Raw genomic sequence first — 19591 nt, 5'->3', positions numbered from 1 at the left:
CGAAGGTCCCCCTCTTTGGTCTTGCGACGTTATGCGGTATTAGCTACCGTTTCCAGTAGTTATCCCCCTCCATCAGGCAGTTTCCCAGACATTACTCACCCGTCCGCCGCTCGTCACCCGGGGAGCAAGCTCCCCTGTGCTACCGCTCGACTTGCATGTGTTAAGCCTGCCGCCAGCGTTCAATCTGAGCCATGATCAAACTCTTCAATTAAAAGCTTGATGTGCTTCCACTCGAGAAGCGATGCTCAAAGATTTACTGCATGAATTTTACTTCAGTTAGTCACTCTTCAAGACTTGATATTTTTTTGCATCCGAGGATGCTGGATATCGTCTTGTGGAGTGCCCACACAGATTGTCTGATAAATTGTTAAAGAGCAGTGCCGAGAAACTCATCGGCGCGGGCTGCGTATATTACGCTTTTAGCCCGGAGAGTCAAGCGTTTATTTCGCTGTCTTCTCGCTGACCCGGCGGCTTGTCAGTCGTTGTTCCCGGTCAGTGGAGGCGCATTATAGGGAGTTCTCGGCAGGCCGCAACCCCTAAATGCAAAAAACTTTTCAAGCGCTCAAATAATCACCCAAAATGCCTTTTTAGGATGTTTATTAGTCAAAAAACACCGGTTTTAGCGCAGCAATAGCGGCAAACCCTGTAAATAGAGACAAATGAAGATAAAGAAAAGGGAGCGGTCACCCGCTCCCTTTCATCTTCATGACGCTTAGTTGCCGTTATTGGCGTGCAACGATATGGTCGTTTTCCACATCCAGCGTCACCAGCTTGCCGGGAATCAGCTTGCCGGACAGAATTTGCTGCGCCAGCGGGTTCTCGATCTCCTGCTGAATCGCGCGTTTCAACGGACGCGCACCATACACAGGGTCGTAACCGGTTTTGCTCAACAAAGCCAGGGCCGGTTCGGTCATGGTCACTTCGTAACCGCGCTCTTCCAAACGCTTGTACAGGCGAGACAGCTGAATTTTGGCGATTGCAGCAATGTGTTTCTCGCCCAGCGGATGGAACACCACCACTTCGTCGATACGGTTGATGAACTCAGGACGGAAGTGGTGACTCACCATCTCCATCACCGACTCTTTCATCTGCGCGTAGTTCATCTGACCGAAGTGCTCCTGGATCAGATCGGAACCCAGGTTGGAAGTCATGATCACCACGGTATTGCGGAAATCGACGGTACGGCCCTGGCCATCGGTCAGTCGGCCGTCATCCAACACCTGCAGCAGAATGTTGAATACGTCCGGGTGCGCTTTCTCGACTTCATCCAGCAGAATCACCGAGTAAGGCCGGCGGCGCACGGCTTCCGTCAGATAGCCGCCCTCTTCATAACCAACATAGCCCGGAGGCGCGCCGACCAGACGCGAAACGGAGTGTTTCTCCATAAACTCAGACATGTCGATACGCACCATGGCGTCGTCGCTGTCGAACAGGAACGAAGCCAGCGCCTTGCAGAGCTCGGTTTTCCCCACCCCGGTCGGGCCGAGGAACAGGAACGAACCGATCGGCCGGTTAGGATCGGACAACCCGGCGCGGCTGCGGCGGATAGCATTAGAGACCGCGCTGACCGCTTCGTCCTGGCCGATCACCCGCGAATGCAGCTCTTGCTCCAGGCGCAGCAGTTTGTCGCGTTCGCCTTCCAGCATTCTGGCCACCGGGATGCCGGTGGCACGCGCCAGCACTTCGGCAATCTCCGCATCGGTCACCCGATTGCGCAGCAGTTTCATGCTTTTGCCTTCAGCCTGCGTGGCGGCGGCGAGCTGTTTCTCCAGCTCAGGGATTTTGCCGTATTGCAGTTCCGACATCCGCCCCAGATCGCCGACGCGGCGCGCCTGCTCCAGGGTGATTTTGGCCTGCTCGAGTTCAGCCTTGATGTTCTGGGTGCCGGAGAGCGAGGCTTTTTCCGCTTTCCACTCTTCTTCCAGCTCCGAATATTCTCGCTCTTTCTGCCCCAGCTCATCGCTGAGCATGTCCAGGCGTTTCTTGCTGGCGTCGTCAGACTCTTTATTCAGCGCCTGCTGTTCCAGCTTCAACTGAATGATGCGGCGTTCAAGCCTGTCGAGCGATTCCGGCTTGGAATCCATCTGCATGCGAATGCTGGACGCCGCTTCGTCGATCAGGTCGATAGCCTTGTCCGGCAATTGACGATCGGCGATATAACGGTGAGAAAGCGTTGCCGCCGCCACGATGGCCGGGTCGGTGATCTGCACGTGGTGGTGCAGTTCGTAACGCTCTTTCAAGCCGCGCAGGATAGCGATGGTGTCTTCCACGCTCGGCTCCGCCACATACACTTTCTGGAAACGACGTTCGAGCGCCGCATCCTTCTCTATATATTGGCGGTACTCATCCAGCGTGGTGGCACCGACGCAGTGCAGTTCGCCGCGCGCCAGCGCCGGCTTGAGCATGTTGCCCGCATCCATCGCGCCATCCGCCTTACCGGCGCCGACCATGGTGTGCAGTTCGTCGATAAACAGGATGACGCTGCCTTCCTGCTTGGCCAGATCGTTGAGCACACCTTTCAGACGCTCTTCAAACTCGCCGCGGTATTTGGCGCCGGCGATCAAAGCGCCCATATCGAGGGACAATACGCGCTTGTGCTTCAGCCCTTCCGGCACTTCGCCGTTGATGATGCGCTGCGCCAGGCCTTCGACGATGGCGGTTTTACCCACGCCAGGTTCGCCGATCAGCACCGGGTTGTTTTTGGTACGGCGTTGCAGCACCTGAATGGTGCGGCGGATCTCTTCGTCACGGCCGATCACCGGGTCAAGTTTGCCCTGCTCGGCGCGTTCGGTCAGATCGATCGTGTATTTCTTCAATGCTTGCCGTTGGTCTTCGGCGCCTTGATCTTCCACGCTGTCACCGCCTCTCATTTGTTCAATGGCTTTGCTGATTTTGTCGGCCGTTGCGCCGGCCGCTTTCAACAAGTCGGTCAACGAGCCGCGGTCTTCCAGCACCGCCAGCACAAACAGCTCGGAAGAAATGAATTTGTCCGCACGCTTCTGTGCCAGCTTGTCGCACAGGTTCAGGACGCGCACCAACTCGTGGGACGGTTGAACGTCGCCACCGGTACCTTCTACCTGCGGTAAACGGGACAGCGCCTGTTCGATCTCGGTGCGTACGCGCCCGGCATCGATACCTGCGGAAGTTAATAGTGGACGAACCGTGCCCCCTTCCTGATTGAGCAGGGCGCTCATCAGATGTAGCGGTTCAATAAACTGGTTGTCGTGCCCAAGGGCTAGTGACTGGGCATCGGCGAGGGCAAGCTGGAATTTGTTGGTAAGACGATCCAGACGCATAACACCTCCAAGATGGGTCGAAATTGCTACTGGAGATTAAATGAGGTCATCCCTCAAATTTTCAAGGTTATCTCGACGCTAAATTTTCGGTACAACGCCATGCGTCGTTGGATCGTCCTAATTCAATAGGTTATATCAGCCAGATTAAACTTGCCATACGTCCGGTTATTCCATCGCGTCGATAGGAGAAAAAATGACTCTTTTCGTTAACCGTGCAGCGGTCGCCGCCGTAGATGGCCTGCACGCCTGCCCGCAACAAACGTTGGCGAGCCAGCAAGTAGATATTAGCCAAAAACTTATCGCCGTGCGGCGTAAACGCCGCCGCGGCTTCGGCGTCTTCCGCGATAAAGGCAGTGCGCACCTCCGGCCCGACCTCAAACTGCTGCGGGCCGATCGCCGGCCCCAGCCAGGCGCTGATCTGGCTCGGCGCGGCGCTGAACGCCGCCACGGTTTGCTCCAGCACACCATGGCATAACCCACGCCAGCCGGCGTGAGCGGCGGCCACTTCATCGCCGTGCTGCGAACAGAACAGCACCGGCAGACAATCCGCCGTCATCACGGCACACACCTGCCCCGGCACGTTGCTGTAAACCGCATCCGCCCGCAGATCGGCGGGCGCTTGCCCCGCCAACGTCACCACACGGGTGCCATGTATCTGCTCGAGCCACACCGGCATCTGCGGCAAGCCGGCGACGGTAACCAACCGTTCCCGATTGCGCTTCACCGCTTGCTCCTCGTCACCGACGTGGGCGCCGAGGTTCAGCGAGTCATAAGGCGGCAGGCTGACGCCGCCGCCGCGCGTGGTGCTGCAGGCCTTAACGCCGGGAGGCAATGGCCAGTCGGGCAGAATGAGCGAGTTCATTACCAGTCCATCTGATCTTTGAATTCTTCGGTATCCGCCTTCAGCGCGTTAATCAGATCGACCATGTCCTGCGGCAGCGGCGCATGCCACTCCATCTGGATGCCGCTGATCGGATGGTACAAACGCAGCATGGTGGCGTGCAACGCCTGACGGTCAAAACCGCGCAGCGTGTTGATGAAAGCTTCCGAAGCCCCCTTCGGCGGACGTGGACGGCCGCCGTACAGCGGATCGCCCACCAGCGGATGGCTGATGTAAGCCATGTGCACGCGGATCTGGTGAGTACGGCCGGTTTCCAGGCGCAGACGCAGACGGGTGTGCGCGCGGAAGTGTTCCATGATGCGGTAGTGCGTCACCGCCGGTTTACCCATCGGGTGCACCGCCATGTGGGTACGCTTGGTGGAATGGCGCGCTATGGGCTCTTCTACCGTGCCGCCGGCGGTCATGGTGCCAATCGCCACCGCTTCGTATTCGCGGGTGATTTCACGCGCCTGCAGCGCTTCCACCAGCCGGGTTTGCGCCGGCACGGTTTTCGCCACCACCATCAGGCCGGTGGTGTCTTTATCCAGACGGTGCACGATGCCGGCGCGCGGCACGTCGGCGATTTCCGGGTAGTGATGCAGCAGCGCATTGAGCACCGTGCCGTCCGGGTTACCGGCGCCAGGGTGCACCACCAAATCGCGCGGCTTGTTGATCACCAGGATGTCGCTGTCTTCATAGACGATATCCAACGCGATATCCTGCGGCTCCCAACGCGCCTCTTCTTCTATCTGTGCATCGATGGCGACCGTCTCTCCGCCCAGCACCTTCTCTTTCGGTTTGTTTGACGTTTTGCCATTGACCTTCACCCGATCGCCCAGGATCCACTCTTTTATGCGAGATCGTGAATAATCAGGGAACAATTCGGCCAAAGCCTGATCTAAACGTTGTCCGAGTTGAGATTCGGCCACCGTTGCGGTGAGTTGTACTTGTTGTGCCATATGCAGCTTCTTCGTTAACGTTGGGTTTTCACGGCGATGCCGTTTAATATAATGTGCTATTGTACCTGGTCTTTGTCGGGAGCTTAACGGACAGTCTCCCGGAATAACACCCTGAGGATAATCAAAACGTCATGACGCGTATGAAATATCTGGTGGCGGCAGCCACGTTGAGCCTGGCGCTGGCAGGTTGCTCCACATCCAAGGATGCGGTTCCCGACAACCCACCTTCGGAAATCTATGCCACCGCGCAGCAAAAGCTGCAGGACGGTAACTTCAAGGGCGCGATTACGCAACTCGAAGCGTTAGATAACCGCTATCCTTTCGGGCCGTATTCCCAGCAGGTCCAGCTGGATTTGATTTACGCCTACTATAAGGCCGCCGACTTGCCGATGGCGCAGGCATCCATCGATCGCTTCATGCGCCTGAACCCGACGCACCCGAACATCGATTACGTGATGTACATGCGCGGTCTGACCGACATGGCGCTCGATGACAGCGCGCTGCAGGGCTTCTTCGGGGTTGACCGTTCGGACCGCGATCCTCAGCACGCTCGCGCTGCGTTCCGCGACTTCAGCCAGTTGATTCAGCAATACCCGAACAGCCAATACGCGACCGACGCCAACAAGCGTTTGGTGTATCTGAAAGACCGCTTGGCCAAGTATGAGCTTTCGGTGGCGGAATACTACACTAAACGCGGTGCTTACGTCGCGGTCGTTAATCGCGCCGAGCAGATGTTGCGTGAATTCCCGGATACCAAAGCGACGCACGACGTGTTGCCGCTGATGGAAAATGCCTACAAGCAACTGCAGCTGAACGGCCAGGCTGACAAAGTGGCCAAAGTGATCGCCGCCAACCCGCAATAAGCGCGCGTCGGCAACGGCAAAAAAACAAAACGGCAGCCTCGGCTGCCGTTTTCATTGGCGTGGACCTGGTTTTCACTGGAAGAATACACAAGTAAAAACACGGTGTTAGCTAGCGCTCCTCACCGGTCAACTCATCGATAATGCGCCATCCGGCGGCAACTCTCAAGCATTAGATAACCAATTCAAATGCTGAATCACAGATTGAACTAACTTTGCAAAAAGTGACAAAAAATCGTGATTTACATCACGCATTTAAACAAAAAGCGGGGTATGCTGGGTTCACCAAGACGGAAAGACAGAGAGGTAAGTTATATGACATTGAACATTACCAGCAAACAAATGGATATCACTCCCGCAATCCGCAATCACGTCGAAGACCGTCTCACCAAACTGGAAAAATGGCAGACCCAGCTGATAAACCCGCATATCGTCTTATCCAAAGAACCGCAGGGGTTTGTCGCCGACGCTACCATTACCACGCCGAACGGCCCGCTGGTCGCCAGCGCCAAACATGATGACATGTATACCGCCGTTAACGAGCTGATCGCCAAGCTGGAGCGCCAGTTGAACAAGGTGCAGCACAAAGGCGAAGCGCGCCGCTGCAATGCCAGCGTGAAAGACATCGTGCCGGAAGTCACACCGGAAGAAGAATAACTGTCCGAGTCCGACTGCGGTTGCCGCATCAAACGCGCCTGAGGGCGCGTTTTTTGTCGGGTATTTTTGTTGACGGGGTAAAAGCCAGCGGTTACTTTAAAACCTGTTCGCATTAATCTTAGGTAGACCATGCCACGCACACCGTTTTTCCTCGCATTCTTTTTTACCTTCCCCTGACTGGGAGGCGTTTCGTCGTGTGAGAAAGAATGCGAAGACGAACAACAAGGCCTCCTGGAAACAGGAGGCTTTTTTTATGGCTGTTATACAACGAATAAGAACTGAAGGCGGAAGCTGATTATGACTGACAACCCGTTATTGGTGCTGCGCGAGCGCATCAGCGCACTGGATTTGAAACTGTTGGCCCTGTTGGCGGAACGCCGTGAACTGGCGATCGAAGTCGGCAAGACCAAACTGCACTCTCACCGTCCGATCCGCGACAAAGAGCGCGAGCGCGATCTGCTGGATGCGCTGATCGCCGCCGCCAAGCCTTACGACCTGGACGGTTTCTACGTCACCCGCCTGTTCCAACTGATCATTGAAGACTCCGTCCTGACCCAGCAGGCGCTGCTGCAGCACCAGCTCAATCCCGTCAGCCAACACTCCGCCCGCATCGCCTTTCTCGGCCCGAAAGGCTCTTATTCACATCTGGCGGCGCGCCAATACGCCGCCCGCCATTTCGATCGGTTGATCGAATGTGGCTGCCAGAAGTTTCAGGATATCTTCGCCCAGGTGGAAACCGGCCAGGCGGACTACGCCATTCTGCCGATCGAGAACACCAGCTCCGGCTCGATTAATGAGGTGTACGACCTGCTGCAACACACCAGTCTGTCGATCGTCGGCGAACTGACCAACCCTATCAACCACTGTGTTCTGGTGGCCGGCGACAGCGATTTGAGCCAGATTGAAACCGTCTACAGCCACCCGCAGCCGTTCCAGCAGTGCAGCCAGTTCCTGAATCGATTCCCGCACTGGAAAATCGAATACACTGAAAGCACGGCCGCCGCAATGGAGAAAGTCGCCAAGTTGAATTCGCCGAAGGTGGCGGCGCTGGGCAGCGAGGCCGGCGGCGCGCTGTACGGGCTGCAAGTGCTGGAACACAACCTCGCCAATCAACAGCAGAACATCACCCGCTTTATCGTCCTGGCGCGTAAAGCGATCGACGTCTCCGAACAGGTGCCGGCCAAAACCACGCTGATCATGGCGACCGGCCAGCAATCCGGCGCGCTGGTCGAAGCGCTGCTGGTATTGCGCGACAACGGCATCATCATGACCAAACTGGAGTCACGCCCGATCAACGGCAATCCGTGGGAAGAGATGTTTTACATCGATGTGCAGGCCAACCTGCGTGCCGACGCAATGCAAAAAGCGCTGCGCGATCTGGCGCCCATCACCCGCTCGCTGAAGGTGCTGGGCTGTTATCCCAGCGACACCGTGGTGCCGGTCAACCCATCCTGACGCGATAAAAAAAGGTTCGGCCAAGCCGAACCCTTCATTTTTATTTACCGCCGGTATTTTACTGCCGGCTGTCGTTAGCCTGCCGCAACAGCGTGCGGCTTTCCACCAGGAAGCGCTGGGCGTAATCGCCAAACCAGTGCTCCACCTTGCGGAAGCTATCGATAAACGCCTGTTTGTCGCCGTGCTCCAACAGCTTGATCGCCTCGCCGAAGCGCTGGTAGTAGCGTTTGATCAACGCCACGTTTTCCTCCGACGACATGATAATGTCGGCGTACAGCTGCGGATCCTGCGCAAACAGGCGGCCAACCATCGCCAGCTCCAGCCGGTAGATCGGCGAAGAGAGCGCCAGCAACTGCTCCAGTTGCACGTTCTCTTCCGCCAGATGCAACCCGTAGGCGAAGGTGGCAAAGTGCCGCAGCGCCTGAATAAACGCCATGTTCTGATCGTGTTCGACCGCACTGATGCGGTGCAGCCGCGCCCCCCACACCTGCAGCTGTTCAAGCAACCACTGGTAAGCCTCTGGCCGGCGGCCGTCGCAGTAAACCACGACCTGCTTCGCCACGCTGCCCACGTCCGGGCCGAACATCGGGTGCAACCCCACCACCGGGCCACTGTGCACCGCCAGCATCGCATGCAGCGGACGGTTCTTCACCGACGCCAAATCCACCAAAATACAGTCGTCGGGCAACGGCGGCAGGCGGCTTATCACCTGTTCGGTCACATGGATCGGCACGCTGACGATCACCATGCCGGCGTCTGCCAACAGCTGTTCCGCCTGCGGCCAATCTTCCTGATCCAATACCCTGACCTGATAACCCGACAACGTCAGCAGACGGTTGAACAGCCGGCCCATCTGGCCGTTGCCGCCAATGATGACGATCGGCCGCAGCTGCGGGCACAGGGTTTTAAAACCTTTATCGTTCTCGCTGACGTACGATTCGCGCATCACGCGGCGCAAGACATCCTCGATCAAATCCGGCGGCACCCCGAGGTTTTCCGCCTCTTGACGGCGCGAGGCCAGCATCGCCGCTTCGCGCTCCGGCACATAAACCGGTAAACCGTGGCGGCTTTTCACCTCGCCGACTTCCGCTACCAGATGCAGGCGTTTCGCCAGCAGATCCAGCAGCGCTTTGTCCACCTCGTCAATTTGATCGCGCAACGCGGTCAGTTCTGCCACCATAACTTACTTTTCTCCCGTGCGTGCCGTCAGCGCAGCGCCGAGTTCCTGATGCATATGACGCAGCAGCGTTTCCGTGCTTTCCCAGTTGATGCAGGCGTCGGTGACGGACACACCGTAACGCATGTCTGCACGCGGCTGCTCGGAAGACTGGTTGCCCTCATGCAGATGGCTCTCCAGCATGATGCCGGTGATCGAACGGTTGCCCGCCTTAATCTGCTCCACCACGGACTCGGCCACCGCCGGCTGACGGCGATAGTCTTTATTCGAGTTGCCATGGCTGCAATCTATCATCAAGGACGGATGGAGTCCCGCCTCGAGCATCTGTTTTTCACAGGCCGCAACGTGCTCGGCGCTGTAGTTCGGGGTTTTACCGCCGCGCAGGATCACATGCCCGTCCGGGTTGCCCTGGGTCTGCAGCAGGCAAACCTGGCCCGCCTGGTTGATGCCGACGAAACGGTGCGGCATGGCGGCGGCGCGCATGGCGTTGATGGCGGTGCCCAGACTGCCGTCGGTGCCGTTTTTGAAGCCGACCGGCATCGACAGGCCGGAAGCCATTTCGCGGTGGGTCTGCGACTCGGTGGTGCGCGCACCGATCGCTGACCAGCTGAACAAGTCCCCCAGGTACTGCGGGCTGTTCGGATCCAACGCTTCGGTAGCCAACGGCAAGCCCATGCCCACCAGATCCAGCAACAGGCGACGCGCGATATGCAAGCCTGCTTCAACGTCAAACGAACCGTCCATGTACGGATCGTTGATCAAACCTTTCCAGCCGACAGTGGTTCTGGGTTTTTCAAAATAGACGCGCATAACGATATACAGCTGATCGCTCAAGTCAGCCGCCAGGGTTTTCAAACGACGGGCGTAGTCCAGCGCCGCATCCGGATCGTGGATCGAGCAAGGCCCGCACACTACCAACAGGCGATGATCGCGCCCCTGCAAAATGTTGGCGATGGTGTTGCGCGCGGTGGCGATTTCATTTTCGTCGTCGGCGCTGAGCGGGAACTGGTTCTTCAGCTCCTCCGGTGTGATGAGAACCTGTTCTGCACTGATGTGTACGTTATTGAGCGCGTCTTTTTGCATGATGCTATTCCTGTCGTTTGGCGTTATGCGTTGAAGTGGAACCTTGAGCGTTTCAGGGCTCTACCTTATCACGCAATGTAAAGTTTTCAATCCAATTTCCGTAAATAAAAAATTACCGTAATTACCCCTAAGAAAAACCATTGGAAAATGCACTTCAACAAATACAATAAATGCAATAAATTTAATAATATATGCAAACAAAAGGATTGCCAGCGCCTCTCTACCCGCTTGCCTGGCAATAGATGGGTATCGTAAACATAAATGTACATTTGATTTTACAAGGAAGACGCGCCCCCCACCTCAGCGCCAACGAATGGGCTGAGACAGGCATCCGCCAGACTCAGCACGAAGCGCTGCTGAAAGCGATGAATTTCAGTAGAAGAAAAGCGAATAAATAAGGAATAAAAATTAAAAACTTAAGCTAATGGCGGCTATTTTTGTCGCCGAAATGAACCGATATAATGTGACCGTCATCAACAATAACCACCCTTAACAACTGGATCCAAAATGCTCTCTTCTCGCGCTCGTCGCGCTTTTCCGCTGTATATTTGCTGCTTAACGACTTTCACCAGTGTTTCAGCTCTCGCCGACAATACGCTTTTCACCGCGATGGACGATCCGGCCACCGCCAAGAAACCGTTTGAAGGCAACGTGCAGGCGGGCTACAACGCCCAGTCAGGCAACTCGCAGAGTTCCACCCTGCTGGCCAACACCAACATGACCTGGTTCAACAGCGACGCGGCGTACAGCCTGTGGGGGGCGGCCAACAACACCACCTCCTCCAACGTGCGCTCCTCCGAAAAATACCAGGCCGGTGGCCGTACGCGCTATAACCTGACCGACCGCAACTACCTGTTCGGCCAAGCCAGCTGGCTGAGCGACCGTTTCAACGGTTACGATTCACGCTCCACGCTGACCGGCGGCTACGGCCGTCAACTCCTCAACGGGCCGCTCAGCGACCTGCGGGTGGAGTTCGGTCCCGGCGTGCGCCATGACGAATACCACGGCGGCGGCCGCTCGACCAAAGGGCTGGCCTACGGTGCGGCCAACTATTCCTATCAGTTGACCGACAACACCAAGTTCATTCAGGGCGTTTCCGCGCTGGCGAACGAGGAAACCACACTGAACTCGGAAAGCGCGTTGAACGTGGCGATCAACGATCGCTTCTCACTGCGCGTAGCCTACACCGTGACCTACAACAGCAAACCGCCGGCCTCGGCACCGAAAAACACCGACACCACCACCTCGGTCACGCTGGTCTACGGCCTGTAATCTCCCTTCCAGAATCTCTCGAAGCCCATCATCGATGGGCTTTTTTATGCCTGCCGCCCTCTTTTGCACAATCTGCTAAAAATATTCATCCCACCCATTGACGACTTTAGCAAATAGCTTAATACTGTATGCATATACAGTAATTATTGTACAGCATCGGGGCATGATGGATTTCGATAGTGAGCGACCAGTAACGCATCGATGGCCACCACAGTTCCCGAGATGCTGTAAACAAAGCGAGCATAAGTTATGGAGAAAATCACCTCATTCATCACCTACGCCATGGCCCTGTTTCTCGCCTGGCTCGGCAAGCTCTCTCCACAGGACATTGCCTTTTTAGTCGGTGCGGCGGTAGGCATCGGCACGTTTCTGGTGAACTGGTACTACCGACGTAAAAGCCTGCAGATCTTGAAGGCCATTGAGCGCAATGCGGCATCACGGAGGAAAATTTACGATGAGTGCAATCGTTAAGCGCTGCAGCGTCGCCGCCGTTTTGGCCATCGCGGTGCTGTTACCGTCATTTGGCGAGCTGCAAACCTCAGAAGCCGGTCTCAGGCTGATCGCCGATCTCGAAGGTTGCCGCCTGTCGCCTTACCAGTGCAACGCCGGGGTGTGGACGCAGGGCATTGGGCATACTGCCGACGTCATCCCAGGCAAGACGATCGATGAACGGCAAGCCGCGGTGGGTTTGGTCGACGATGTTCGCCGCACCGAACGCGGCATGGCCGCTTGCCTGCCGCATACGCTCTCGCAACAAACCTATGATGCGGTGATCGCCTTCGCCTTCAACGTGGGCGTCAGCGCAGCCTGCCACTCTACGCTGGTCGCGCTGCTGCAACAGCGCCAGTGGCGGCAGGCCTGCGATCAGTTGCCTCGCTGGATTTACGTAAACGGAAAGAAAAACAAAGGGCTGGAACAGCGACGCGCCACGGAACGCGCACTGTGCTTGCAGGGTATTGCCTCATCATGACGAGTTCGCTCGCCGAAGGGTGATGCCACAACAATTTCACTTAATTTGTTCAAGGGGGTTCTTATGATGCACTGTCCATTATGCGGTCACGTGGCCCACACTCGCTCCAGCCGCTATCTGAGCGAGTCGACCAAAGAGCGTTACCATCAATGCCGCAACATCAATTGCAGTTGCACGTTCGCCACGCACGAGTCCGTCGCGCGGGTGATCGTCAAACCTGGCGATGACATTGTCCCGGCGCAGCCGCACCCGCCGGAGAGTCAGCATAAACAAAGCGCCGCCGCGCTATAATGCAAAAAGCCTGCTGATGCAGGCTTTTTAATGTCGCTGCCAGGCGGCCAAGTCTCGCAAATGCGAGGTGATAGATTTTCCAGATAAAAAAAGGGGTTGGCATAATGCCAACCCCTGATAACTATTAACTTTTGGATGCAGCGTTAGCCAACGCGGTTCAGACGCTCTTTGATACGAGCAGCCTTACCAGTACGCTCACGCAGGTAGTACAGTTTAGCTTTACGAACGGCACCACGACGTTTCACAGCAATGCTGTCGATTACTGGGGAGTGAGTCTGGAATACGCGCTCAACACCTTCGCCGTTGGAAATCTTACGAACAGTGAATGCAGAGTGCAGACCGCGGTTACGGATAGCGATAACCACGCCCTCGAATGCCTGCAGACGTTTTTTGCTACCTTCAACGACCCATACCTTCACTTCCACGGAATCACCCGGACGGAATGCAGGTACGTCTTGTTTCATCTGCTCTTGTTCAAGTTGCTTAATAATGTTGCTCATAATATGTCTCTTACCCTAGGTAAACTGATATATCGGTCCCGTCTGATGTCAGACGTTTCCTTCATAGTCCTGTTGCCTGGCCTGATGTTCCCGTTGGAACTCAGCCAGCAACACCGCTTGCTCGTCAGTCAGAGCTAGGCTTTCTAGAAGTTCAGGTCTTCTAAGCCAGGTTCGGCCCAGCGACTGCTTTAAGCGCCAGCGACGTATCTCGGCATGGTTGCCCGACAGCAGAACCGGCGGTACTTCCATCCCTTCCAACACCTCTGGGCGGGTATAGTGCGGGCAGTCCAGCAATCCGTCGGCGAAGGAGTCTTCCTCCGCTGAGGCCTGATGGCCCAGCACACCCGGTATGAAACGGGCGACTGAATCAATCAGGGTCATCGCCGGCAGTTCCCCGCCGCTGAGAACGTAATCGCCGATTGACCATTCTTCGTCAATTTCGGTTTGGATTACGCGCTCGTCTATCCCTTCGTAGCGGCCGCACACCAGAATCATCTTCTGATTGGCCGCCAGTTCGCACACGCCGGTTTGATCCAGCTTGCGCCCCTGAGGTGACAGATAAATCACCTTTGCTCCCTCGCCTGCCGCTGCTTTCGCCGCATGAATGGCTTCCCGTAAAGGTTGCACCATCATCAGCATTCCCGGGCCGCCGCCGTAAGGGCGATCGTCCACGGTGCGATGCCGGTCGTAGGTGAAGTCGCGAGGACTCCAACACTGCACGCTCAGCAGGCCATTTTTTACTGCCCGGCCAGTCACCCCGTAATCGGTGATAGCGCGGAACATCTCAGGAAACAGGCTTACAATACCGATGAACACAAGCCAATCCCCTTACCGTTATTCCACTTGCTTCGACCGTTTGATCCGGGGGTCAAAAACCAGGATCCCAATCTGCCTCAATCACGCGGGCAGTGAGATCGACTTTCTTGATAACCTGCCCATGAAGAAACGGAATCAACCGCTCCTTCATGCCGAACGCATCTTTCAGGTTCGCTTTCACAACCATCACATCGTTCGAGCCGGTTTCCATCATATCGATGACTTTACCCAACTCGTAGCCGGCGGTGGTGACTACCTGGCAGCCCATCAGGTCTTTCCAGTAGTAATCGTCACCCTCCAGCGGAGGAAGTTGATCGGAATCCACCATAATCTCGCGATTAGTCAGCAGATTCGCCGCGTCCCGATCGTCAATGCCTTTGACCTTGATGATCAGATCCTGACTGTGGCGCTTCCAGTCTTCCAACTCGATATGCTGCCACTGACCCGCCTGCTGGATAAACCACGGCTGATAGTCAAAAATGCTTTCGGCGTTCTCGGTGGATGAAAACACTCTGAGCCAACCACGAATGCCGTAAGCGGACCCCATTTTACCGAGTACAATCGGCGCGATCGGCGCTACCGGTTTGAGTTGCTTGCTCATTGCCACCACCGCGACAGATTAAGCTGCTTTCTTAGCGTCTTTGATCAGCGCGTGAACGCGATCAGAAACGGTTGCACCCAGACCGACCCAGTGCTCGATGCGGTCCAGGTCCAGACGCAGTGCTTCAGCCTGACCGGAAGCGATCGGGTTGAAGAAGCCTACGCGCTCGATGAAACGACCATCACGAGCGTTGCGGCTGTCGGTCACTACTACTTGATAGAACGGACGCTTTTTAGCGCCGCCACGTGCCAAACGAATTGTTACCATAACATCCTCTTTAGTTAATAAAACAGCCGGGCCCCATTGAGGGACGGGGCCCGGTTGCAATATAAAAAGCCCGAAAATTTTACTCATTTTGGCGCAAAAAGCAATCTAAAGCGTCGATCGCAGGGGACAACTTTTGCAGCCTGTCAAATTTCGGGCGGTTTTCACCGCGAACGGCGAATGCTGAAAGCGCCCGCACTCGGCGTGCGGAGGCCTATCAGCGGCCTGGGAAGCCCGGCGGCATCATACCTTTCATGCCGCGCATCATCTTCGCCATGCCGCCTTTCTTCATCTTCTTCATCATACGCTGCATTTCGTCGAACTGCTTCAGCAAGCGGTTGACGTCCTGCACCTGCATGCCGGCCCCCATCGCGATGCGGCGCTTGCGCGAGCCCTTGATGATTTCCGGTTTGGCGCGCTCTTTCAGCGTCATCGAGTTGATGATCGCCTCCATGCGCACCAGCACTTTATCGTCCATCTGCGACTTGACGTTGTCCGGCAGCTGGCCAGCGCCCGGCAGCTTGCTCAGCATGTTGGCCATGCCGCCCATATTGCGCATCTGCTTGAGCTGCTCCAGGAAATCGGTCAGATCGAAACCGTCGCCCTTCTTCAGCTTGTTGGCCAGCTTCTCCGCCTGCTCGCGGTCGACCTTGCTTTCGATATCTTCGATTAGCGACAGCACGTCGCCCATGCCCAGGATGCGCGATGCCACGCGATCCGGGTAGAACGGCTCCAGCGCTTCGGTCTTTTCACCCACGCCGAGGAACTTGATCGGCTTGCCGGTGATATGACGGATGGACAGCGCGGCACCGCCGCGCGCATCGCCGTCGACCTTGGTCAGCACCACGCCGGTCAGCGGCAGCGCTTCGTTAAACGCCTTGGCGGTATTGGCGGCGTCCTGGCCGGTCATGGCGTCGACCACGAACAGGGTTTCCACCGGCTTGATCGCCGCGTGCACCTGCTTGATCTCGTCCATCATCGCTTCGTCAACGTGCAAGCGGCCGGCGGTATCGACGATCAGTACGTCGTAGAATTTCAGCTTGGCCTGTTGCAGCGCGCGATTGACGATGTCGATCGGTTTTTCTTTGACGTCAGACGGGAAGAAGTCGATGCCGACGCCTTCCGCCAGCGTTTCCAGCTGTTTGATCGCCGCCGGGCGATAAACGTCCGCGGAAACCACCAACACTTTCTTCTTCTGTTTTTCTTTCAGGAATTTGCCGAGCTTACCGACGCTGGTGGTTTTACCGGCGCCCTGCAGGCCCGCCATCAGCACCACCGCCGGCGGTTGGGCCGCCAGATTCAGCTCGGTGTTGACTTCGCCCATCGCGGCGATCAGCTCGCCCTTGACGATCTTGACGAACTCCTGCCCCGGCGTCAGGCTCTTGTTGACTTCATGGCCGACCGCGCTCTCTTTGACGCGGTTGATGAAGTCGCGCACCACCGGCAGCGCGACGTCCGCTTCCAGCAACGCCATACGCACTTCACGCAGGGTTTCCTTGATATTCTCTTCGGTCAGCCGCCCGCGGCCGCTGATATTGCGCAACGTGCGCGACAATCGATCGGTTAAATTTTCAAACATCGTCTCATGCTCAACGTGTGATGACAGGCCGCTCCGGCGACACAATTGCGCCGATGATAACACGAAGCGCGCCGGATCTCTGCCTCAGCGTTGGAGATAGGTTGGAGTGAAACGCGCGCAACGTTATACTGACACTCCAATTAACCACGCCGAAGCAAAATTAAACGCTATGCCAGTTTTCTCCATTGTGGCTTTGATGGCCTACCTGCTCAGCCTTGGACTGATCATTCCCAGCTTGTTGCGGAAGAACAGCGCATACCGTCGGCTTGCCCTCGTCTCGGCGGTGGTGGCGCTGATTTGCCACGCCATCGCGCTGCAGCAGCGCATCTTCGACGTCAGCGCCGGGCAGAATCTCAGCCTGCTGAACATTGGCTCGATCGTCAGCCTGATCATCTGTTCGGTCATGACCTTCGTCGCCTCGCGCGACCGCGGCTGGTTCCTGTTGCCGATCGTCTACAGTTTCGCGATGATCAATCTGGCCTTCGCCAGCTTCATGCCCGGCGAGTTCATCACTCACCTGGAGTCCAGCCCGGAATTGATGGTGCATATCGGCCTGGCGCTGTTCTCTTACGCCACCCTGATCATCGCCGCGCTCTACGCCTTGCAGCTTGCCTGGCTCGACTACCTTCTGAAAAACAAGAAGTTGACCTTTAGCGCCGACATGCCGCCGCTGATGAGCATCGAGCGCAAGATGTTCCATATCACCCAGATCGGCGTGGTGCTGCTGACGCTCACTCTGTGCACCGGCCTGCTGTACATGGATAACCTGTTCAGCAAAGAGAACGTGCATAAAGCGGTGCTGTCGATCATGGCCTGGTTCGTGTATATCGTGCTGTTGTGGGGCCATTACCATGAAGGCTGGCGCGGCCGCCGCGTCGTCTGGTTCAGCTTCGCCGGCGCCTTCCTGCTGACGCTCGCCTACTTCGGCAGCCGTCTGATTCAGCAAGTGATGGTGCGCTAAGCCGGCCGCCTCAACTTTCCCTCTCTATAAGGAATACTGCATTGGAGCATGTGTCGACGGGGACCCTCATCATTATCCTGGTGATCATGATCGTGGTCTCCGCTTACTTCTCCGCCTCCGAAACCGGCATGATGACGCTCAACCGTTATCGCCTGCGTCACCTGTCCAAACAGGGCAATCGCTCGGCGCGCCGTGTGGAGAAGCTGCTGCAAAAACCGGATCGGCTGATCGGCCTGGTGCTGATCGGCAACAACCTGGTCAACATCCTCGCCTCGGCGCTGGCGACCATCGTCGGCATGCGGCTGTATGGCGACCTCGGCGTGGCGATCGCCACCGGCATACTGACCTTCGCCGTGCTGCTGTTCGCCGAAGTGCTGCCGAAAACCTTCGCCGCGCTCTACCCGGAACGCATCGCCTTCCCCAGCAGCTTTCTGCTGGCGCCGCTGCAAAAAGTGATGTTCCCGCTGGTCTGGCTGCTCAACGGCATTACCAGTATGACGCTGCGCCTGTTCGGCATTCGCACCAACGTGCGCATCAGCGATGCCGTCAGCAAGGATGAGCTGCGCACCATCGTGCGCGAATCCCAGTCGCAAATCTCCCGGCGCAATCAGGACATGCTGATCTCGGTGCTGGATCTGGAAAAGGTGACGGTTAACGACATCATGGTGCCGCGTACCGAGATTGTCGGCATCGACGTCAACGACGACTGGAAATCGATCATGCGCCAGTTGACCCACTCGCCGCACGGCCGCATCGTGCTGTACCGCAGTTCGCTGGACGACGCCATCGGCATGCTGCGCGTGCGCGAAGCCTACCGCCTGATGACCGAGAAAAAAGAGTTCAACAAAGAGAACCTGCTGCGCGCCGCCGACGAGATTTACTTCGTGCCGGAAGGCACGCCGCTCAACGTGCAGCTGGTGAAGTTCCAGCGCAACAAAGAGAAGGTCGGCATCGTGGTCGATGAGTACGGCGACATTCAGGGCCTGGTCACGGTGGAGGATATCCTCGAGGAGATCGTCGGCGACTTCACCACCTCGATGTCACCCACGCTGGCGGAAGAGGTCACGCCGCAGAGCGACGGTTCGGTCTTGATCGACGGCACCGCCAACGTGCGCGAGCTGAACAAGGCCTTCAACTGGACCTTGCCGGCCAACGAGGCGCGCACCGTCAACGGCATGCTGCTCGAAGAGCTGGAAGAGATCCCCGAAATCGGCACCCGGTTGCGTATCGGCCATTACGATATCGACATTCTCGACGTGCAGGGCAACATGATAAAACAGGTGCGGGTCACGCCGATCACCTCGCTGCAGTCCAGCGTCGGCCATCACTGACCGCTGGCCAGAACGTAAAAAAGACGCGAAATCGCGTCTTTTTTTCTCTGCGGGAACTCGCGGCTAGATATGCAGTTCCTGCAGCTTCTCTTTCGGCAGCGCCAGCTCGTCGTTGTGGTTCACCACCACGTCGTTATCCAGGATGTGCTTGGCGATCTCCTGCGCTTCTTCCAGCGAGTGCATATGGTAAGTGCCGCACTGGTATTCGTTCAGCTCAGGGATTTTGCGCTGGTCGGTCACTTTCAGCACGTCGGCCATCGCCGCTTTCCACGCATCAGCTACGCGCTGCTCTTCCGGCACGCCGATCAGGCTCATGTAGAAACCGGTACGACAGCCCATCGGGGAGATGTCGATAATCTCCACGCCCTGGCCGTTCAGGTGGTCACGCATAAAGCCGGCGAACAGGTGCTCCAGCGTGTGAATGCCGCGCTCGGGCATCACTTCCAGGTTCGGGCGGCAAAAGCGCAGATCAAACACCGTGATGGTATCGCCGTGAGGCGTCTTCATGGTTTTCGCAACGCGGACAGCCGGGGCTGCCATACGGGTATGATCGACGGTAAAGCTATCCAGCAATGGCATTTCGCTACCTCCTCGTAAAAGAGCATTTATTTCGAAACTTTTTTTCCTAACCGGGAAACC

21 protein-coding genes, 1 rRNA gene and 1 other annotated feature are annotated in these 19591 nt (G+C 56.9%); of the genes, 10 read left to right on the top strand and 12 right to left on the bottom strand.

The window, feature by feature from the left end:
* The 4 genes from ACJ8HN_RS16315 to rluD all read right to left on the bottom strand — a co-directional run.
* A 16S ribosomal RNA gene (locus ACJ8HN_RS16315) occupies positions 1-211 on the bottom strand; the annotation flags it as partial.
* Positions 212-722: 511 nt separating this feature from the next.
* Positions 723-3296 carry an ATP-dependent chaperone ClpB gene (gene clpB, locus ACJ8HN_RS16310; RefSeq protein WP_025301647.1) on the bottom strand — a complete coding sequence of 858 codons (2574 nt, stop codon included), beginning with the start codon at positions 3294-3296 and terminating at the stop codon, positions 723-725.
* A gap of 130 nt (positions 3297-3426) precedes the next feature.
* The gene (gene yfiH, locus ACJ8HN_RS16305; protein ID WP_442523704.1) at positions 3427-4158 is read right to left on the bottom strand and encodes a purine nucleoside phosphorylase YfiH; all 732 of its coding nucleotides are present in this window, start codon (positions 4156-4158) and stop codon (positions 3427-3429) included.
* A complete protein-coding gene (gene rluD / locus ACJ8HN_RS16300; protein ID WP_004932452.1) occupies positions 4158-5135 on the bottom strand; it encodes a 23S rRNA pseudouridine(1911/1915/1917) synthase RluD in 978 nt (325 codons plus the stop codon). The genes yfiH and rluD overlap by 1 nt, the downstream gene beginning before the upstream one ends.
* 131 nt (positions 5136-5266) lie before the next feature.
* Here rluD and bamD point away from each other — a divergent pair, with 131 nt between their 5' ends.
* The 4 genes from bamD to pheA all read left to right on the top strand — a co-directional run bounded on the left by bamD (position 5267) and on the right by pheA (position 8107).
* On the top strand, positions 5267-5998 hold the full coding sequence (bamD, locus tag ACJ8HN_RS16295; RefSeq protein WP_004932456.1) for an outer membrane protein assembly factor BamD: 732 nt from the start codon (positions 5267-5269) through the stop codon (positions 5996-5998).
* A gap of 312 nt (positions 5999-6310) precedes the next feature.
* Positions 6311-6652, top strand: a complete 342-nt coding sequence (gene raiA, locus ACJ8HN_RS16290) for a ribosome-associated translation inhibitor RaiA (RefSeq protein WP_060422373.1) — start codon at positions 6311-6313, stop codon at positions 6650-6652.
* 128 nt (positions 6653-6780) lie between these two features.
* Positions 6781-6907, top strand: a sequence feature (Phe leader region).
* Complete coding sequence (locus tag ACJ8HN_RS16285) at positions 6782-6829, top strand: hypothetical protein (protein WP_193169524.1); 48 nt, start codon at positions 6782-6784, stop codon at positions 6827-6829. (Overlaps the previous feature by 48 nt.)
* A 42-nt stretch (positions 6908-6949) precedes the next feature.
* A complete protein-coding gene (gene pheA, locus ACJ8HN_RS16280) occupies positions 6950-8107 on the top strand; it encodes a bifunctional chorismate mutase/prephenate dehydratase (RefSeq protein ID WP_033637186.1) in 1158 nt (385 codons plus the stop codon).
* A gap of 58 nt (positions 8108-8165) precedes the next feature.
* Here pheA and tyrA read toward each other — a convergent pair whose 3' ends face one another.
* Together tyrA and ACJ8HN_RS16270 are read right to left on the bottom strand one after the other, a co-directional pair.
* A complete protein-coding gene (gene tyrA, locus ACJ8HN_RS16275; protein WP_033637185.1) occupies positions 8166-9287 on the bottom strand; it encodes a bifunctional chorismate mutase/prephenate dehydrogenase in 1122 nt (373 codons plus the stop codon).
* A 3-nt stretch (positions 9288-9290) separates the two neighbouring features.
* Positions 9291-10367, bottom strand: a complete 1077-nt coding sequence (locus ACJ8HN_RS16270; RefSeq protein ID WP_016929016.1) for a 3-deoxy-7-phosphoheptulonate synthase — start codon at positions 10365-10367, stop codon at positions 9291-9293.
* 507 nt (positions 10368-10874) lie between these two features.
* Here ACJ8HN_RS16270 and ACJ8HN_RS16265 point away from each other — a divergent pair.
* The 4 genes from ACJ8HN_RS16265 (at position 10875) to ACJ8HN_RS16250 (ending at position 12900) form a co-directional block, all read left to right on the top strand.
* Positions 10875-11639, top strand: coding sequence for a DUF481 domain-containing protein (locus tag ACJ8HN_RS16265; RefSeq protein ID WP_004932469.1), 765 nt, complete (start codon positions 10875-10877; stop codon positions 11637-11639).
* Positions 11640-11888: 249 nt separating this feature from the next.
* On the top strand, positions 11889-12110 hold the full coding sequence (locus ACJ8HN_RS16260; RefSeq protein WP_025301641.1) for an HP1 family phage holin: 222 nt from the start codon (positions 11889-11891) through the stop codon (positions 12108-12110).
* Complete coding sequence (locus ACJ8HN_RS16255) at positions 12094-12609, top strand: lysozyme (RefSeq protein WP_442523703.1); 516 nt, start codon at positions 12094-12096, stop codon at positions 12607-12609. Before ACJ8HN_RS16260 ends, ACJ8HN_RS16255 begins: the two co-directional genes overlap by 17 nt.
* A 63-nt stretch (positions 12610-12672) precedes the next feature.
* Positions 12673-12900 carry an ogr/Delta-like zinc finger family protein gene (locus tag ACJ8HN_RS16250; protein ID WP_033637183.1) on the top strand — a complete coding sequence of 76 codons (228 nt, stop codon included), beginning with the start codon at positions 12673-12675 and terminating at the stop codon, positions 12898-12900.
* 143 nt (positions 12901-13043) lie between these two features.
* Here the strand turns inward: ACJ8HN_RS16250 and rplS are convergent, their stop codons facing one another.
* The 5 genes from rplS to ffh form a co-directional block, all read right to left on the bottom strand.
* Positions 13044-13400, bottom strand: a complete 357-nt coding sequence (gene rplS, locus ACJ8HN_RS16245; protein WP_025301638.1) for a 50S ribosomal protein L19 — start codon at positions 13398-13400, stop codon at positions 13044-13046.
* A gap of 48 nt (positions 13401-13448) precedes the next feature.
* On the bottom strand, positions 13449-14216 hold the full coding sequence (gene trmD, locus ACJ8HN_RS16240; protein WP_004932485.1) for a tRNA (guanosine(37)-N1)-methyltransferase TrmD: 768 nt from the start codon (positions 14214-14216) through the stop codon (positions 13449-13451).
* A 52-nt stretch (positions 14217-14268) separates the two neighbouring features.
* Complete coding sequence (gene rimM / locus ACJ8HN_RS16235; RefSeq protein ID WP_033637182.1) at positions 14269-14817, bottom strand: ribosome maturation factor RimM; 549 nt, start codon at positions 14815-14817, stop codon at positions 14269-14271.
* An 18-nt stretch (positions 14818-14835) separates the two neighbouring features.
* The gene (gene rpsP / locus ACJ8HN_RS16230) at positions 14836-15084 is read right to left on the bottom strand and encodes a 30S ribosomal protein S16 (RefSeq protein ID WP_004932501.1); all 249 of its coding nucleotides are present in this window, start codon (positions 15082-15084) and stop codon (positions 14836-14838) included.
* A gap of 214 nt (positions 15085-15298) precedes the next feature.
* A complete protein-coding gene (gene ffh, locus ACJ8HN_RS16225) occupies positions 15299-16660 on the bottom strand; it encodes a signal recognition particle protein (RefSeq protein ID WP_004932504.1) in 1362 nt (453 codons plus the stop codon).
* 169 nt (positions 16661-16829) lie between these two features.
* Here ffh and ACJ8HN_RS16220 point away from each other — a divergent pair, with 169 nt between their 5' ends.
* The gene (locus ACJ8HN_RS16220; protein ID WP_033637181.1) at positions 16830-17621 is read left to right on the top strand and encodes a cytochrome C assembly family protein; all 792 of its coding nucleotides are present in this window, start codon (positions 16830-16832) and stop codon (positions 17619-17621) included.
* Positions 17622-17662: 41 nt separating this feature from the next.
* Positions 17663-18952, top strand: coding sequence for an HlyC/CorC family transporter (locus ACJ8HN_RS16215; RefSeq protein ID WP_033637180.1), 1290 nt, complete (start codon positions 17663-17665; stop codon positions 18950-18952).
* Between the two features lie 63 nt (positions 18953-19015).
* Here the strand turns inward: ACJ8HN_RS16215 and luxS are convergent, their stop codons facing one another.
* Complete coding sequence (gene luxS, locus ACJ8HN_RS16210; RefSeq protein ID WP_019455133.1) at positions 19016-19531, bottom strand: S-ribosylhomocysteine lyase; 516 nt, start codon at positions 19529-19531, stop codon at positions 19016-19018.
* Positions 19532-19591: the final 60 nt, after the last annotated feature.

This window comes from Serratia sp. CY29653, from assembly GCF_052169255.1.
Classification (GTDB): domain Bacteria; phylum Pseudomonadota; class Gammaproteobacteria; order Enterobacterales; family Enterobacteriaceae; genus Serratia; species Serratia sarumanii.
Note: the sequence above shows the minus strand (reverse complement) of the source record. Positions and strands in the feature narration are given on the sequence as shown.